Here is a 15,821-nt window from a genome sequence, read left to right as displayed (position 1 = left end):
CTCCCACCGTGCCGCACCGCCGCCGCGCGCCAGGCGGTCGTGGTCAGTGAGCGTATCAGCCGCGCCCCCCGGCAGGGCCGGAGAGCCGATGGTGCGGGCCACCGGCTCCCAGCCGTCCTCCGCCCCCCGCATAGATGTCACCGCCCGGCGGCCGACCGCCGCCGCCTGGCCAGCGCGTCCATGCTGGCGGCGAGCAGCAGCACGAGGCCGGTGATGAGGAAGCTCAGGTAGGCCTTGGTGCCGAGCAGCCCGAGGCCGTTCTCGATGATCGCGATCACCAGGCCGCCGAGCACGGCGTCGCGGGCCTTGCCGCGGCCGCCGAACAGGCTGGTCCCGCCGATGACGGCCGCGCCGACCGCGTACAGCAGCGTGTTGCCGCCGCCCGCGTCGGTGGCGACCGAGTTGAGCCGGGACGCGGCCACGATCCCGCTGATCGCGGCCAGCCCGGATCCGATCATGAAGACGGAGATCCGGATGCGGGTGACGTTGATGCCGGCGCGGCGCGCGGCCTCGGCGTTGCCGCCGACGGCGTAAATGTGCCGCCCGTAGGCGGTGCGGCCGAGCACGAACGTGCAGACGATCAGCAGGACGCCGACGAGCGGCACGCCCCAGGGGATGCCGCCGAGGAAGATCAGCGGGCTGACGGCACGGTCCTGGCTGAGCACATAGGTGGAGCCGAGCAGGGCGGTCGCGACGACGGCGCACTGGGCGAGGACGAACTGCAGCGGCCTGGAGTGCAGGTTGCGGACGTGCTGGCGGCGCCAGCGCAGCAGCTGCGTCGCGCCGTAGCCGGCGGCGCAGAGCGCGGCGAGCAGCCAGCCGAGCCAGATCGGCATGTTCGTGTTGGACAGCGCCACGATGACGTCGTCGCGGACGGGCACCGTTCCGCCCTCGCCGATCAGCCGCAGCGTGATGCCCTGCAGGCCGAGGAAGAACGCCAGCGTGACGACGAACGAGGGGATCCGCAGCACCGACACGAGCCAGCCGATGGCGGTGCCGATGACGATGCCGATCGCCACGCCGCTGATCACCGCGACGTACCAGGGCTGCCCGGCATCGGTGATCAGCTTGGCGAGCACGGCCGCGCACAGCCCGCTCGCGACGCCGGCGGACAGGTCGATCTCGCCCAGCAGCAGGACGAACACGAGCCCCATCGCGAGGATCGTGATCGGCATCGCCTGCGTGGACAGGTTCGCGAGGTTGGCCTTGCTGAGGAACGTGTCCGGCTTCAGCGCGGTGAACAGCACGACGAGCGAGATGAGCCCGAGGATGGCGGGCAGCGCGCCCAGCTCCCCGGCCTTGATCTTGTTCAGGTAGTCGAGCGCCGCGGACCTCATGTCGTGCTCGCGGCGGTCGCCTGCGAAGTCGGAGTCCGCCAGCTTCATGACGGCGGCCTCCCTGCCTTCGGGGATGTCGGTGGACACCTGCTCCCCCTTCAGATGCTCTCGGCGGCGGTCGTCGGCGCGAGGCCGAGATCACCGGAACGGCCGGCGGTGATGAGCTCCACGACCTGGCCGTGGGTGACCTCGGAGCGGGCGACGTCCGCCGCGACGCGGCCGAGGTAAAGGGCGGTGATGCGGTCGGCGACCTCGAACACGTCGTTCATGTTGTGCGAGATCAGCACGACCGCGTGCCCGGTGTCGGCGAGACGCCGGACGAGGTCGAGCACCTGCCGGGTCTGGGCGACGCCCAGTGCGGCGGTGGGCTCGTCCAGGATGACGACCTTGGACTCCCACAGCGCGGCCTTGGCGATCGCGACGGTCTGCCGCTGCCCGCCGGACAGGCTCGACACCTGCTGGCGGACGGACTTGACGGTCCGGACCGACAGCTTCGCGAGCGTCTCCCGCGCCGCCTCCTCCATCGACGACTCGTCCAGCACGATGCCCTTGCGCCGCTCCCGGCCGAGGAACATGTTCTGCACGATGTCGAGGTTGTCGGCGAGGGCGAGGTCCTGGTAGACGACCTCGATGCCCAGGTCGGACGCCGTGCGGGGGCCGTCGATCGTCACCGGGCGGCCCGCGAACTCGATCTGTCCCGAGTCGATCGGGTGGATCCCGGCGATGCACTTGATGAGGGTCGACTTGCCGGCGCCGTTGTCGCCCACGAGGGCCATGACTTCGCCCAGCCGCACGGTGAAGTCCACGTCGTGCAGCACATGGACGGCACCGAAGCTCTTGTTGAGCCCGGTCAGGCGCAGGACGGGGTCTCCGTTTTCAGCCACGTGTTTCCTTCCGCGAGGATCTGTGTCCTGCCCGTGGCGGGCCCCTGGCGTCCCGGGTTCCGGGTACCCGGGGCGCACTCAGCGGTGCGGGGCCCGCCACGAGGTCGGCGTGGGCTCGCTACTGGATGCCCGCGTCCTTGCACTTGGCGGCGTAGGCGCCCTTGCACAGGTCTTCCTTCTTGACGAAGCCGTCGTCGGCGACCTGCTTGACGTTCTCCTTGAAGACGCCGATCGGGTTCAGCAGGACCGACGGGACGTCCCGCTTGCCGACGGGGTCGTTCGTCGTGCCGTTGGTCTCGGCCTTCTCACCCTTGATGAGTGAGACGGCGAGCTTGGCGGCGGCGTCGGCCTCCTGCTTGACCGGCTTGTACACCGTCATGCACTGGTTGCCGTCCAGGATGTTCTGCAGGCCCTCCAGGGTGGCGTCCTGGCCGGTGACGGCGACCTTGCCGGCCTCCTTGTTCTTCTTGAGGATCGAGACGACCGCGCCGCCGAGGCCGTCGTTCGCGGCGAGCACACCGTCGATCTCGCCGTGCTGCTCGGTCCACATCTGCTCGAAGAGCGTGGCGGCCTTCTCGGCCTTCCAGTCCGGAACGGGCTGCTCGGCGACCTTCTTGTACTTCGAGACCGGGTCGAGGACGTTGTGCGCGCCCTTGGCGAAGAGGGTCGCGTTGTTGTCGGTGGGGGCGCCGTTCAGGTAGGCGATGTTGGCGGCCTTGTCGCCGAGGCACTTCTGCAGGCCCTTGCCGAGTTCTTCGCCGACCTTCACGTTGTCGAACGATACGTAGTAGTCGGCGACGCCGCCGAGGGTGAGGCGGTCGTAGTCGATGGTCTTGACGCCCTGCGCCTGCGCCTTGCGCTGGACGGCCGCCGCGGAGTTGGAGTCGAGGCCGTCCACGATCAGGACCGTGACGCCGCTGGTGAGCATCTGGTCGGCGATCGTCTGGAAGCGCTGGGTCGAGCCCTCGGCGTTCTGGATGTCGTAGTCGACGCCGGCGGCCTTGAACGCCTGCTCCAGGTACGGCCGGTCGAAGCTTTCGTAGCGGACGGACGAGGTCGTGTCAGGCAGGATCACACCGACCTTGCCCTTGGCCGATCCGCTGGAGCCGCCCTTGTCGTCGCCCCCGCACGCGGTGAGGCTGAGCGCCGCGGCTGTCGTGAGGGCCGTCAGGCTGAGGATCCCCTTGCGCATTGCCCGGGTCCTTTCTGGGGGTGGCCGCGTGCCGCGGCCGGGGGGTAAGCCATGCCGATGAGCCAGGTCACACGTTCACCGGCGTGAATGTTGTGCCCCGCAACTTATGTCGCGCCCGCCCGGAACGCCAGACCCGTCGGCTCGCTGATTTGTTGTGCGCGGTAACAATCACATAACACGAGATCAACGAGGGTGGAACGCGACATGACGGGCCCGGTGCCGGCGAGCGGCGTCCACCGTCCACGCGTTCCTGCGACAGCCAAGGTCGGCGAAATGTTTAGCGCCTCAACATTCACCCGGCCAACCGCCGGTCCCGTGGGCGGCGCAGCGGACGGGCGTGCGAGAGCGCCGGGACGGTGCGGGAGGACCGCCCCGGCGGCGGGCGCCCTCAGCGGGCGGCGAGAACGCGGGCCACGCGGTCGGCGGCGGCGGTGACGTCGTCGGCTGCGGCGATGCGCTCGGCCCACGACCACCAGTACCACCAGCCGCCGGCGCCCTGCTCCACCAGGATGTTCTCGGTGAGGGCGGAGACGTCCGGGTTCACCACGTGCAGGCTCGGCGACTGGCCGCGGGGCAGGAGAAGACGCACCCGGAGGCCGCGCTTGACCAGCTCACCGCCGAGCTCTTCCAGATATTCGATCCGCGTCTTCGACAGCGCGGCCGTTCCCGTATCGTCAGGCGTCATCCTTGCTTCCTCACGGACTCCGCACGGCCCGACGTGTGCTCAGCCTCCCGCTTCACCGGCCCCGGCGCAAGCACATCGGCTGGTCAGCGGGGTGTGAGGCGGCACCGAAGGCGTGCGCGGCCCGCGTTTTGGAGGTCCCGGGGACCCTATCCGGGATATCTTGCGCGTAGCACAGGAACCGGAACATGGGGGGCGAAGATGACGGTGGGCGCGGGTGCCCAGCCTGGAGCCGGCCCGGCCGCCGCACCGCCGGGCGGCGCCGCACGGGGCGCGCGGACGTGGCACCGGTTCCATTACGCGGTCGGGGTGTTCCTCGTCGCGTACGGCGTGACGAGCCTCGTCAGCGGGGTGCTGCTGTGGGGCGACCGCGTGGAGGAGATCGAGGGCTACTTCGGGTCCGGCCCGGCGGCCGGTGTCCTGATCTTCGTCAAGGCGATCGAGGCGCTGCTCGTCCTCGGCACGGTGGCGGGGGTGCTGCTCCGCCGCGACATGCTGTTCGTGCCCCCGCTGGCGGGATGGATGGCCGGGTTCACGATGTTCGCCGTCCTGGACGTGTTCAAGGGCCGGTGGGGCGGCCTGGCCGAGCACCTGCTGTACCTGGCGGCGTTCGTCGTGCTGCTGTTCCTGTCCTACGGGCTGAGCGCGAAGGCCCAGCTCGCCGCCGCGCCGCGGGAGGCCGCGCCGGGCTCGTCCCCCATCGGGCCGCGGGGGCTCACCCGCACGCAGGAGTTCGCCCTCCAGGCCATCAACCGGGCCGCCGCGCTGACCGGGCCGCGCCCGCGCCCCGAAAGGCGCGACTGATCTTGGCAGATGTTGCCCTTGGTGTGACCCCCGCCCGGTGTCACGTTGTGGCCCATGAGAGCCCGAAGACTGGCATGGCCGGTGGTCCTGGCGGCATCGCTCGCGGTGCCCGCGTCGCTCGCGGCGCCCGCCGCGGCGCGGCCCGCCGCCCCGGCCGGCTGCGACCCGGTACAGACGGCCCCGGTGTACCGGGGCAAGGTTCCCTCCCCCAAGCAGGTCCTCGGCTTCGACCTCGGTGAGCGGCCGGTCAGCGCCGCCCAATCCGACGCCTACCTGGAGACGGTCGCCGCCGAGAGCGAGCGCGTCGTGTCCGGGACACTGGCCACGACCGCGCAGGGACGTCCGCTCAAGTACGCGATCGCCGGACGTCCCGCACTGATGTCCAAGGCGGGACTCGCCAAGGTCCGGTCCGATGCCGGCCTGCTGCGCGACCCGCGCACGCCGGAGGCGCTCGCGCGGCGGATCACCGAGCACGGCGTCCCGATCCTGTGGATCAGCGGCAACGTCCACGGCGACGAGCCGAGCGGCACGGACGCGGCGCTCAAGGTGCTCCGCGACCTCGGTGACCGCACCGACTGCGCCGCCACGGCGATCCTCGACAACGCGCTCGTCGTCGTCCTGCCGACCCAGAACCCGGACGGCCGCGAGCTGAACACGCGCCAGAACGCCTACGGCTTCGACATGAACCGCGACTGGTTCGCGCGCACCCAGCCGGAGACCGACGGCAAGCTGGCGATGCTCAACACCTACCCGCCGGCGCTCTACATCGACGCGCACGAGATGGGCGGGACGTCGTACTTCTTCCCGCCGAACGCCGACCCGATCTACCACGAGACGCCCGAGCAGGCCATCGGCTGGATCAACGACCTGTACGGCGCGGCGATGGCGGCCGAGTTCACGCGGCAGGGCATCGACTTCTTCAACCGCGACGTCTACGACCTCTTCTACCAGGGGTATGGGGACTCGGTGCCGACCAGCGGGTTCCTCGCCGCCGGGATGACGTACGAGAAGGGCGACGAGAGCCCGTACCCGGAGCGGGTGAAGGAGCAGTACCTCACCCAGTGGGTGTCGCTGTCGGCGGCGGCACACAGCCGGCACCGCGTCCTCACCGAGTGGCGCCGGATGACGGTGGACGCCTACGCGCAGGGCAAGGCGGGCGAGCTGGAGCCCAACCAGATCTACAACCCGCCGAACCAGATCGACCGGCAGGTGCCGGACCGGAAGGTGCGCGGCTACTTCCTGCGGGACGACGACCCGGCCAAGCGCGCGGAGGTCCGCCTCATCGTGCGGCGCCTGCAGCGCATGGGCGTGCGCGTCGAGAGGCTCGTCCGGCCGCTGACCGTCCCGGACTTCAAGGCGTACGGGCGGGCCGAGGCGAAGACGACGCTTCCCGCGGGCACGTACTGGATCACGATGGCGCAGGGGCAGAAGCACTGGATCCAGGCCATGCTGGGCGAGGACTCCTACACGCCGTTCCCGTACTTCTACGACGTGACGGCTTGGAGCCTGCCCCTGCTGGGGAACGTTCCGGGCGGGTCGTCGGGCGCCGTCCTGCGCCCGCGGGCGGTTCCGGTGCGGACGCTGCCCGCGCCGCGTCCGGGGCATGAGGGCAGGGCGCCGAAGCTCGGCGTCCTGCAACTGTCGAAGACCTCCTCGTCGGCGCGCGAGTCGGCCGGGTGGCTGCGGCACCGCCTCGACCGCGAGTGGAAGCTGCCGTTCACGCCGCTCACCCCGGCGGACGTCGCGGCGGGCGGGCTCGACGGCATCGAGGTCCTGGTCACCCCGGACGGTCCCGCCTCGTCCGCCTACACCGCGCTCGGCGATGCCGGGCGCGCCGCACTCCAGCGCTGGACGCGGGACGGCGGCCGGTACATCGGCTGGCAGGGCGGCACGCAACTCGCCGCCCGGCTGGGGCTCACGACCGCGGTGCTGGCGGAGCCGACGTCCGACATCCCCGGCACGATGTTCCGCGTGAAGGTGGACCGGTCGAGCCCGCTGGCGCGGGGCGTCGGCGCGACGGCCTGGAACTTCACGTCCTACGACCTGGTCATGCGGGCGTCGACCGGCGTCGTGGTGTCGTATCCGCAGGCGGACTCGCCCGACTGGTTCGTCTCCGGGTTCGAGCGGGGCTCATCCGAGCTGGGCGGCACCGCGGCGGTCGTGGACCAGCCCGTCGGCGCGGGACGTTCCGTGCTGTTCGCGGCGGAACCGAACTTCCGCGCGTTCAGCGACGGCACGGCCAAGCTGCTCTACAACGCGATCCTCGGGCCCGACCCGGCCAAGGCCCCGGCACCGCAGGGGACGGCGAAGGCCGTGCGGGCGGCGGCGGAACTGCCGTCGCGTGAGTCGCCGATCCGCGTGTCGGTGAAGGCGGCGGACGCCGCGAAGGCCGCGTCCGTCCTGCGGTCGGCCGGTGCGCGGTGGGCCGAGACCCGTTCCGGCGGGGTCGTCCACTACGTGATCGACAACCCGCGGGGCCTGCCGGTGGACCACCACCCGTTCGCCGGACGCCTGCCGTCCCTCATCCGCGCGGCCGGCATCGAACCGGTCGCCGTCACCCTGCCCTGACCGCTCACCGTGGCGCGCCGGCGACCCCGGCGCGCCACGTCCTACTTACGGACGATCCACGCGATGGCGGTCATCGTGCCGGGCGGAACCTCGGTGAACCCGCCGTCCCGGACGGCGACCGCCGCCTTCTTCACGCACCGGCTCCACGGGACGTCGCGGGCGAGGTGCACGCGGGCACCGGCCTCGGCCCACGCCGCCACGTCCTTGCGGCGTCCCTGGCGGAGAAGCAGCTGCGCGGCGTGCCCGCACTGCGCGGCGGCCTTGCCGGTCGTGATCGTCACGTCCGGGTTGAGGGCGATCACCGCGTACGAGGGTTCGGGCGGCGGCCCGGGCTCCGCTTCCTCGGCCAGATCCAGACCCGCGACCTGGAGCCTGGCCAACTGCGGCGGGACGTCCGCCACCGGCCCGGGCGGGAAGGCCCGGACCTGCGCGCCCGCGTGCTCGACGGTGACACCGGGCAGTGCCTCCGCCTCCGGCCACCGCACCCCGCGTGCCCGCCGCGTCACCTTCCGGATACGGCGCGACTCCCACTCGCCGACGGCCTCCCGCCATTCGCCCTCGGTCGCGCGGGGATCGGTGAGCAGCCGGACGACCGCCGTCGCCGCCGCCTCGCAGACCGCGTCATGGCCGGGCGGATCGGCCTTCTCGGCGTGTACCACCAGTTGCATCGCCCAAGGCGGATCATCGAGGGGGTCGTAGTCGGGTCGCACCCGTGGAGTATTCCAAACCCGATCCGGCTTTCCGGGGTCGGAGTGTGGGTAATGCACCTCTTACCGTCCCCCGGACGTCGTTCAGGTACGGGAGGTCTCCGGTGACCAGTGGCGCGTGGAGTGATTCCATACCGGGAATCGGGACGTTCTTCGTCGGCATCGACATCGCCCCGGGCCGCTACAGATGCGAAGACGGCAAGGGCGGCTGGTGGGTGCGGTTCACCGGCCCCGGCGGAGGCGACCCCGTCGGCTCGTGGCCGCTGCCCTCCGGCCCGACCGAGATCGAGATCGCGTGCACCGACTTCGCGTTCGAGACCCACGTCCCGACGTCCTGGCGGCGCACAGCGCCCCCGCGCGCCCCCGAGGACGGCTCCCCCGCCGAGCCGCGCCCCGTCGCCGACCCGACGCTCCGCGCGGAACTCGACACGATCGTGGAGCGCCGCCGGCCGCTGCTGTGGCTGGCGCCGCTGTCGGTGCTCGCCCTCGGCCTGGTCGGCTCACCGCTGCTCGGCTCGCTGTGGCTGGTCGGCCTCGGCATGCTCGCGGTGCTGGTCGCGCTCGGCACCCCGTCGGTCTCCCTCGACCTGCGCCGCGCCCGCGAGTTGGAACGGCGCCGCGACCGCTACCTGACCCCCGAGGACTTCGACGGCGAGGGCCGCGCGATGCTGGCCCGCGTGCAGAGCGCGATCGACACCGTCCGCGACTCCGACGTCAACCGCGAGGGCCTGCTGGACGCGGTGGACAACGCGGTGACCCTGCCCCGCCAGGAGTGGGAGATCGCGCAGGTGCTCGCGAAGCAGTCGAAGCTGCGCGCCGACCACGCCACGATGTCGGGGACCGCGGCAATCCCCGAAGTGGAGGCGGCGCTCCGCCCGCTGCGCGACAAGCTCGACATCTCGGTCGACGCGGTGACCCGCCGCGTCGAGGCGCTCGAACGCTACGCCGAACGCGCCAAGTCGGCCGACGAGGTCCTGCACGCCCAGCGCCACCTGGAGGCCATCGCCGAGAAGGCCCACGAGTACGACGAACTGCTCGCCGACACCGTCCGCGACGACCTTGCGCTCCCCGCGATCGAACGCCTCACCGAACAGGGCGACGAACTCCTGCGCACCCTCCGCGAACGCCTGGCCAAGGCCGCCGAAGCCGGCAGCGAACTCCCACCCGCCCCCTGATCCCCCTATCCGGCATCGAGATCGTCCTGGAGCCGCTGTAGCTCCTGCAGTTTCTCCGTGATCTCCCGCATCGTGTTCCGCGCCTCCGCCTGGAGGCGCCTGTACTGCTCCACCTGCTCTTCGTCCACCACCTCCTGATCCTCGGCCATCGCCTCCTGCCACTTCTCTTCGACCTGGTCGATGCGCGGCGACATCTCGGCACCGAAGATCGCACTGCCCGCCGCCTCCCGTAGCGACCTGCGACCGGCCAGAACGTCCTGGACGAGCCGCTGGAACTCGGGATTCGCCGAGTTGTCCTTGAGGACCTCGAGATCGCGGCGAATCCGCATGGAGGCCCGCTGGTCACCCCGCGCAATGTCCATCATCGGCTGACCGGTCTCGTCGAACTCTGTCATCGCTAGATCACCTTGTTGTCGTAGGAGCCTTTCGGGAACGGCTGGGCGTCCAGGCCGTGGATCGAACCGAGCGTCCCGCTGACCAGGCCGATGAACCCGAAGACCGCGGCGACGGTCAATCCGACATATCCAAGGACCTCCAGCCACTTCTGGATGCCCAGGCCGATCTGTGCCATGATCACGGCCATTCCGACGGACGGCCCCACGATGGTCCAGCTTGTCGCGGCCGGAGGGCATATACATACCCGAAGAGCAGTCCTCTCTCACTGTCCACCGCCTTCTGATTGCCCTGCACATAACCCTTTGCCTTCTTGGCGTCCCCGGCGAGCACCCCCAGAGACTGAGCGAATGTCTCCAGCGCACCCGGCTCAACACGGAACGACATGCATTCTCCTTCTACCGGAAGACCGAGGTTCCCGCTCGACTTGCAATCGCCTCCGCCTCCTGCCAACATCTTGCCCGCCATCGATATACCCAAAAAGGAGGGTCACCATGGATCATCGCTTTCGTCTGTGTTTTGTAGGTGGCATGGCCATGGCTGCAGGTGCAGCCCTTGGAGCCTCATCCGCGATATACCTCTACTTCGGCGGTCTCGTAGGCGCCACGGGATTTCTCATCGGAGGATATCTGTTCCTCCGCGGAGCAAAAAGTAACGGCAAACGTGCGGCCGCCCTCACTCTCGCCGGCATGGCCGTCATGGCCGTCGCATTCCTCCTTACCAGACTCCTTGCTCACACCTGACCAATCCCGCACATTCACGAACCGCATTCATGACATCGGCGCGGCGGTCGCGACTCCCATGCAAGATCACCAAACTACAGAATTTTCACATCCATCGGAGGTTCTTCACGGCCGACCTCCGATGATCCCGGCGGCATCTGAGTCGAATTATCGACTCCATCGGCTTCGAAATATGCCCCATCCATAACGAGTAGACCCTCAAAGGCTCGGCGTCCCATGGGGGCGCCATGCCCAGTTCAACTCCATAAGGGCCGCCCGGAAAAATAAATATCGGCGACCGTGACCTCTGTCCGGGATTGGCTGCCTTTTATGGGCTCACCTGGAGTCTTTTTATGCACCCTTGACCGCATCCGGTCACTTCATATGCAAGCCACAGCGGCGTCGCGGACCTGCGCTGGTTCCGGCACCCGCTGCGGTTGCTGGACGACGGCGAGCTGGACGTCACCGGGCACTGGTGACCTTCGACACCGCCCGCTACCTAGCCGAAGACGAACAGGGCGACTACCTGCCGACTATCAAGGGAACCGGCCATCGCCGCCGGCAGCGAGCCGATCGGTGCCGATCCCGCTCAGCACATGACGACACAACCGCCGCGCGGCAGGCGACCTTGAAATCGCCCCGGATATGGACCATCCGATGTCGAGGCTCCGCCGCGGCGACCGATCGAATCACTCATCTTGCACGGGATACCTCTCAAAGAGATGCCCGAAAGGGGTGATCGCTGCGACCTTAATCGGGGTCGGAACAGATGGCCGTTTCCAGGGTGGGTCTGGTGTGCTCGGGTCATCATGGCCACATACGGACAGCCGGGGGAAAGCGTTCACTCGCTGCATGACGGTTATGCGGCCGGCGGTTCTAGGGTGGTGCGGACCATTCCCGGGGAGGTGGCATGGCACAGGACGGGACGGCGCAGCCGGGTCCGGTCGTCGATGTGACGAGGCCGCATCAGGCGCGGTTGTGGAATCACTGGCTGGGCGGCAAGGACACCTATCCGATCGACCGTGAAATCGGCGATCGGATCGCGGCGGTGTATCCGGAGATCGCGGACGTGGCACGGCAGTCGCGGGCGTTTTTGATCCGGGTCGTGCATTTCATGACCGGCCAGGGTGTCCGGCAGTTCCTCGACATCGGGACCGGGCTGCCCGCCGTCGACAACACCCATGAGGTCGCGCAGCGGGACGCCCGGGACTCGCGGATCGTGTACGTCGACAACGACCCGGTGGTCGTGGCGCACGCCCGTGCGCTGCTGACCAGCGCTCCGGAGGGGGCCTGCGCCTATATCCAGGCCGACATCCGCGAGCCTGAGGCGATCATCGAGGAGGCCGCGGCCTTCCTCGACCTCACCGAGCCGATCGGGCTGCTGCTGCTCGGCATCGTCGGCAACGTGGCGGACGAGGACGACCCGCCGGGGATTGTTCGGCGGCTCGTCCGGGCGCTGCCGTCCGGCAGTTTCGTGGTCGTCAACGACGGCACGAACGTCCTCGGCGTGAACGAGTGGACGCCCGCCGAGGCCACCGCTCGGGGCGAGGCGCTCCGCCTCTGCGCGGAGGCCGGGACGGTCCCGTACCACGCGCGCACCCCCGAGTACATCGAGGCGCTGTTCGCGGACCTGGATCTGGTGGAGCCCGGTGTCGTGTCGACCCCGCTGTGGCGGCCCGACTTCCCGCAGGTCGGCGCGCCCCGGCCCATCGACTCCTTCGGCGGCGTGGCCCGCAAGCCCTGAACGACGCCGGCCGCGTGCCCCCGGCGGTCCGCCGGGGGCGCGGGCGGTTCAGCCGACCAGGGCGCGTACCTGAGCGGGGCCGGTGAAGACCTCGGCGCGCATGCCCGCCTCGCGGGCGGCGAGGACGTTGCGCTCGGTGTCGTCGAAGAAGATGGCGTCGGCGGGGGTGACGCCGAGGCGCTCGGCGCAGATCTCGTAGGCGCGCGGGTCGGGCTTGGCGACGCCGATATGGCACGAGTAGACGAGGGCGTCGAAGCGGCCGAGCCAGGCTCCGTGCCGGGCCTCGAAGCGGGGCACCAGGTCGTCGATGATGTTGGACAGCAGCCCGAGCGTGCGTCCCTCATCGGCCAGTTCGCGGACGAGGGCGACCATCTCGTCGTCCACGTCCGTCCAGCTGCCGAGGTCGGCCTCGATCAGCGCGGGGACGTCGGGGAAGGTGACGCCGAGCCGGCCGGCGACCTCCGCCCAGTAGGCCGCGCTCTCCTGGCCGGCGTCGTAGGCGGGGCGGCAGCCCCAGTAGGCGTCCCAGAAGGCCGGGCCGGACGTCCCGGCGATGTCCTCGATGCGCCGCACCGCCTCGGGGCTCTGGGTGCGGGCGATCACTCCGTACAGGTCGAACACGATCACGTCGGGCATGCCTTCGACCCTAGATGCCGCATGAGACACTCGCCCGGAAATGTAGCAAGCGCTTGGTATTGCCCGTACGCTGGGGCGGCGATCGAATCGAGCAAGCGGTTGGGCGACACGGCATAATGAGAGGGTGACGACCACGAGCGCTAAGTCCGGACGATCCAGAACCCGTGCCGCGGGCGAGGGCGGATCCCGCCGCGGCAGGGGCTCGCCCGCCCTGGCGTCGGAACGGCGCGAGCACCTGGTCAGGCTCGCGGCCGAACTCTTCGCGGAGAAGGGCTTCCAGGCCACCACGGTCCGCAACATCGCCGATGAGGCGGGCATCCTCTCCGGCAGTCTCTACCACCACTTCGACTCCAAGGAGTCGATCGTGGACGAGATCCTCTCCGGGTTCTTCACCGAGATCATGGAGTCCTACCGGGCGGTGATCGACGAGGGCCGCAACCCGCGCGACACCATCGCCGGGCTCGTCCGCGTCGCGTTCGGCACGCTGGAGCCGCACCGGGCCGCGATCACGGTGATGCAGAACGACTGGAACTACCTGAAGGGGATGGAGCGGTTCGCCTACCTGACCAAGTCCGAGGACGAGGTCGAGAAGATGTGGGTGTCCACGCTCCAGGCGGGCCAGGCGGAAGGGCTGTTCCGTCCTGACCTCGACCCGAAGCTCACCTACCGGATGATCCGCGACACCGTGTGGGTGGCGGTCCGCTGGTTCCGGCCCGGCGGGCAGTTGGACGCCCAGGGCCTCGCCGAGCACTACCTCAAGGTGATGTTCGACGGCATCAACCTGCACTAGACCCGCGCGCCCGGCCGCATCTCCACCGCGTGCGCGGGGCGGGACGGCAGCAGCCGCCCGAGCGGCCCGGGAAGCCACCAGTTCGCCTCCCCGAACAGCTCCATCAGCGCCGGGACGAGCACCAGCCGCACGACGGTCGCATCGATCAGGATCGCGACGCTGAGGCCGAGGCCCATCTGCTTGACGGCGACGTCCGCGCCGAGCAGCACCGACAGGAACACCATCACCATGATCGCGGCGGCCGCGGTGATCACGCGGGCGGTGCGCGACAGCCCGAGCGCGACGGCTTCGCGGGTCGGCATGCCCGCCTCGTAGATCTCGCGGACGCGGGAGACGAGGAACACCTCGTAGTCCATCGAGAGCCCGAACAGGATCGGGAACATCATCAGCGGCACCCACGTCGTGACCGGCATGTCGGTGGGGAAGCCGAGCAGGCGTCCCGCCCAGCCCCACTGGACGACGGCCGTCACCACCCCGTACGCAGCCGCGATCGACAGCAGGTTCATCAGCGCGGCCTGCACCGCCACCGTGACCGACCGGACGAGCGCGACGAGCAGCACCAGTGACAGGCCGACGACCACGGCGATCAGCAGCGGCAGCCGGCCGCCGACCTCGTCGGCGAAGTCGATCGACGCGGCGTTCGGCCCGCCGACGTGGGCGTGCACGCCCGTCCGCGGGATCACCTCGTCCCGCAGCGTGTGGACGAGCTTCGGCGTCTCCTCGTCCTGCGGGCCCGTCTTCGGGAACGCGATGACGATGGACGCCCGGCCGTCCTCGCTGGTGCGCGGCGGCTGGACGGCGGCGATGCCCGGCGTCTCGCGGACCGCCCCGGCGAGCCTGGCCGCCGCCCCGCCGTTCCCGTCCTCCGTGACGATGATCAGTGGCGCGGCGGTGCCGGGCCCGAAGCCCTCCGCCATGATGCGGCTCGCCTGGTAGCCGCTGTGGTCGTGCGGCTGGGTGCTGGAGTCGGGCAGGCTCAGCCGCATCGACAGCGCGGGGACGGCGAGGAGCAGCAGCACCACGGCCGCGCACAGCCCGGCGGCGACCGGGTGGGCCTGGACGGTCCGCGCCCAGCGTTCGGCGAGCGGGCGGCGGGCCCTGCCCGCCCGACCGGAACGCGGGCCGGGGACGCGGAACCGGTCGATGGCGTGCCCGGCGAAGCCGAGCAGCGCGGGCAGCAGCGTCACCGCGCCGAGCATCGTCATCAGCACGGCGACGCCGGCCGCGACCGCGACGCCGTTGAGCAGCTTCTGCTGCATGATGAACAGGCCCATGAGCGCGATCACCACGGTGCTGCCGGCGAAGAGGACGGCCCGTCCGGCGGTGCTGACCGCGGTGACGGTGGCGTCCTCGGGATCGTTGCCGGCGTGCAGTTCCTCCCGGTGGCGGGTGACGATGAACAGCGCGTAGTCGATGCCGACGCCGAGGCCGATGAGCGCGGCGATGATGGGGCTGAACGCCGGCGCCGGCAGCAGGTGCCCGATCAACATGATCAGCGCGAGGCCGGAGCCGATGCCGAAGAGCGCCGTCACGATCGGCAACCCCATCGCCAGCACCGACCCGAACGCGACCAGCAGGATGACGATGGCGGCGAGCACGCCGATGGCCTCGGAGGGGCCGCCGCCGGGCGTCTCGGCCGTGTCGACCGCCGATCCGCCGAGTTCGAGCCGGACGGGCCCGGCGCCGGTGCGCACGTCGTCCAGCAGCGCGGTCACCGCGGACCTGGGCATGTCGTCGGAGGGGACGTCCAGGTCGCCGACGGCGAACGCCGTCTTCCCGTCCCGCGATATCTGGCCCGGCCGCTCGTACGGGGACGACACCGACGCCACGTGCCGCGTCTTGGCGAGCCGGTCGATCGCCTGCTCCACGCGGGCCTTGACCTGCGGGGACCGGACGCCGCCGTCCGCGCGGACCGCCAGCGTGATCGAGTCGCCGCTGTTGCCCGGGAAGTGCTCGTCCAGGAGGTCGGACGCCTTCGCCGAACCCGAGTCACCGCCGGAGAAGTCGTTCAGCGGCTCGGCCGCGAAACCGAACCCGAGGACCATCACGACGATCGTGCCGATGATCCAGCCCGCCACCGTCAGGCGCCGTCTCCGATAGCAGAACCGGGCGAGCCTGGCCAACCTCATGGGAACCACCTTTTGCGGACGCACCGCACTCGGAGGGATACCGTCCGCTCCAGCGTGG

Annotated in this window: 14 protein-coding genes; 5 read left to right on the top strand and 9 right to left on the bottom strand. The window is 70.3% G+C overall.

Translation table 11 applies throughout. From position 1 onward, the window contains the following. Positions 1-137: 137 nt before the first annotated feature. The 4 genes from ACQP1N_RS11185 to ACQP1N_RS11170 all read right to left on the bottom strand — a co-directional run bounded on the left by ACQP1N_RS11185 (position 138) and on the right by ACQP1N_RS11170 (position 4,098). A complete protein-coding gene (locus ACQP1N_RS11185; RefSeq protein ID WP_433230966.1) occupies positions 138-1,424 on the bottom strand; it encodes a sugar ABC transporter permease in 1,287 nt (428 codons plus the stop codon). 11 nt (positions 1,425-1,435) lie between these two features. Beyond that, positions 1,436-2,221 (bottom strand): ATP-binding cassette domain-containing protein, encoded by a 786-nt coding sequence (locus ACQP1N_RS11180; protein ID WP_067801732.1) that lies wholly within the window; start codon positions 2,219-2,221, stop codon positions 1,436-1,438. A gap of 118 nt (positions 2,222-2,339) precedes the next feature. Next, positions 2,340-3,413 carry a sugar ABC transporter substrate-binding protein gene (locus ACQP1N_RS11175; RefSeq protein ID WP_067801728.1) on the bottom strand — a complete coding sequence of 358 codons (1,074 nt, stop codon included), beginning with the start codon at positions 3,411-3,413 and terminating at the stop codon, positions 2,340-2,342. A gap of 388 nt (positions 3,414-3,801) precedes the next feature. Next, positions 3,802-4,098 (bottom strand): hypothetical protein, encoded by a 297-nt coding sequence (locus tag ACQP1N_RS11170; protein WP_067801725.1) that lies wholly within the window; start codon positions 4,096-4,098, stop codon positions 3,802-3,804. A gap of 198 nt (positions 4,099-4,296) precedes the next feature. Here ACQP1N_RS11170 and ACQP1N_RS11165 point away from each other — a divergent pair, with 198 nt between their 5' ends. Both ACQP1N_RS11165 and ACQP1N_RS11160 read left to right on the top strand, forming a co-directional pair. Continuing rightward, complete coding sequence (locus ACQP1N_RS11165; RefSeq protein ID WP_433230962.1) at positions 4,297-4,899, top strand: hypothetical protein; 603 nt, start codon at positions 4,297-4,299, stop codon at positions 4,897-4,899. 54 nt (positions 4,900-4,953) lie between these two features. Further along, on the top strand, positions 4,954-7,467 hold the full coding sequence (locus ACQP1N_RS11160; protein ID WP_433230960.1) for a M14 family zinc carboxypeptidase: 2,514 nt from the start codon (positions 4,954-4,956) through the stop codon (positions 7,465-7,467). A gap of 41 nt (positions 7,468-7,508) precedes the next feature. On the opposite strand, the gene ACQP1N_RS11155 is transcribed toward ACQP1N_RS11160, so the two are convergent. Beyond that, positions 7,509-8,177: a hypothetical protein gene (locus tag ACQP1N_RS11155; RefSeq protein ID WP_433230958.1), complete on the bottom strand. Its 669-nt coding sequence runs from the start codon at positions 8,175-8,177 to the stop codon at positions 7,509-7,511. 101 nt (positions 8,178-8,278) lie between these two features. Between ACQP1N_RS11155 and ACQP1N_RS11150 the strand changes: the two genes are divergently transcribed. Next, positions 8,279-9,349: a hypothetical protein gene (locus ACQP1N_RS11150; RefSeq protein ID WP_433230955.1), complete on the top strand. Its 1,071-nt coding sequence runs from the start codon at positions 8,279-8,281 to the stop codon at positions 9,347-9,349. Between the two features lie 5 nt (positions 9,350-9,354). Here ACQP1N_RS11150 and ACQP1N_RS11145 read toward each other — a convergent pair whose 3' ends face one another. Continuing rightward, positions 9,355-9,744 (bottom strand): hypothetical protein, encoded by a 390-nt coding sequence (locus ACQP1N_RS11145; RefSeq protein WP_433230952.1) that lies wholly within the window; start codon positions 9,742-9,744, stop codon positions 9,355-9,357. Positions 9,745-9,746: 2 nt separating this feature from the next. Next, positions 9,747-9,920, bottom strand: coding sequence for a hypothetical protein (locus ACQP1N_RS11140; protein WP_433230949.1), 174 nt, complete (start codon positions 9,918-9,920; stop codon positions 9,747-9,749). Between the two features lie 1,454 nt (positions 9,921-11,374). Here ACQP1N_RS11140 and ACQP1N_RS11135 point away from each other — a divergent pair. Then, positions 11,375-12,208 carry an SAM-dependent methyltransferase gene (locus tag ACQP1N_RS11135; protein ID WP_433230945.1) on the top strand — a complete coding sequence of 278 codons (834 nt, stop codon included), beginning with the start codon at positions 11,375-11,377 and terminating at the stop codon, positions 12,206-12,208. A gap of 48 nt (positions 12,209-12,256) precedes the next feature. On the opposite strand, the gene ACQP1N_RS11130 is transcribed toward ACQP1N_RS11135, so the two are convergent. After that, positions 12,257-12,844, bottom strand: a complete 588-nt coding sequence (locus ACQP1N_RS11130; protein WP_433230942.1) for an HAD family hydrolase — start codon at positions 12,842-12,844, stop codon at positions 12,257-12,259. Positions 12,845-12,968: 124 nt separating this feature from the next. Between ACQP1N_RS11130 and ACQP1N_RS11125 the strand changes: the two genes are divergently transcribed. Then, positions 12,969-13,634, top strand: a complete 666-nt coding sequence (locus ACQP1N_RS11125; RefSeq protein WP_067801696.1) for a TetR/AcrR family transcriptional regulator — start codon at positions 12,969-12,971, stop codon at positions 13,632-13,634. Here the strand turns inward: ACQP1N_RS11125 and ACQP1N_RS11120 are convergent. Beyond that, a complete protein-coding gene (locus ACQP1N_RS11120; RefSeq protein WP_433230938.1) occupies positions 13,631-15,763 on the bottom strand; it encodes an MMPL family transporter in 2,133 nt (710 codons plus the stop codon). The two genes, ACQP1N_RS11125 and ACQP1N_RS11120, sit on opposite strands and share 4 nt — an antisense overlap. Between the last annotated feature and the right edge of the window lie 58 nt (positions 15,764-15,821).

Source organism: Actinomadura formosensis (assembly GCF_050948385.1).
GTDB classification, from domain to species: Bacteria; Actinomycetota; Actinomycetes; order Streptosporangiales; family Streptosporangiaceae; genus Spirillospora; species Spirillospora formosensis.
The sequence above is the reverse complement of the archived record's forward strand: the minus strand, read 5'-3'. Positions and strand labels throughout refer to the sequence as shown.

What these genes read in the sequence shown, in the direction of transcription:
- ACQP1N_RS11130 (WP_433230942.1), bottom strand. Translation starts at nt 12,844, where the DNA reads ATGCCCGACGTGATCGTGTTCGACCTGTACGGAGTGATCGCCCGCACC.
- ACQP1N_RS11160 (WP_433230960.1), top strand. Translation starts at nt 4,954, where the DNA reads ATGAGAGCCCGAAGACTGGCATGGCCGGTGGTCCTGGCGGCATCGCTC.
- ACQP1N_RS11140 (WP_433230949.1), bottom strand. Translation starts at nt 9,920, where the DNA reads ATGGCACAGATCGGCCTGGGCATCCAGAAGTGGCTGGAGGTCCTTGGA.
- ACQP1N_RS11120 (WP_433230938.1), bottom strand. Translation starts at nt 15,763, where the DNA reads ATGAGGTTGGCCAGGCTCGCCCGGTTCTGCTATCGGAGACGGCGCCTG.
- ACQP1N_RS11135 (WP_433230945.1), top strand. Translation starts at nt 11,375, where the DNA reads ATGGCACAGGACGGGACGGCGCAGCCGGGTCCGGTCGTCGATGTGACG.
- ACQP1N_RS11165 (WP_433230962.1), top strand. Translation starts at nt 4,297, where the DNA reads ATGACGGTGGGCGCGGGTGCCCAGCCTGGAGCCGGCCCGGCCGCCGCA.
- ACQP1N_RS11175 (WP_067801728.1), bottom strand. Translation starts at nt 3,413, where the DNA reads ATGCGCAAGGGGATCCTCAGCCTGACGGCCCTCACGACAGCCGCGGCG.
- ACQP1N_RS11145 (WP_433230952.1), bottom strand. Translation starts at nt 9,744, where the DNA reads ATGACAGAGTTCGACGAGACCGGTCAGCCGATGATGGACATTGCGCGG.
- ACQP1N_RS11170 (WP_067801725.1), bottom strand. Translation starts at nt 4,098, where the DNA reads ATGACGCCTGACGATACGGGAACGGCCGCGCTGTCGAAGACGCGGATC.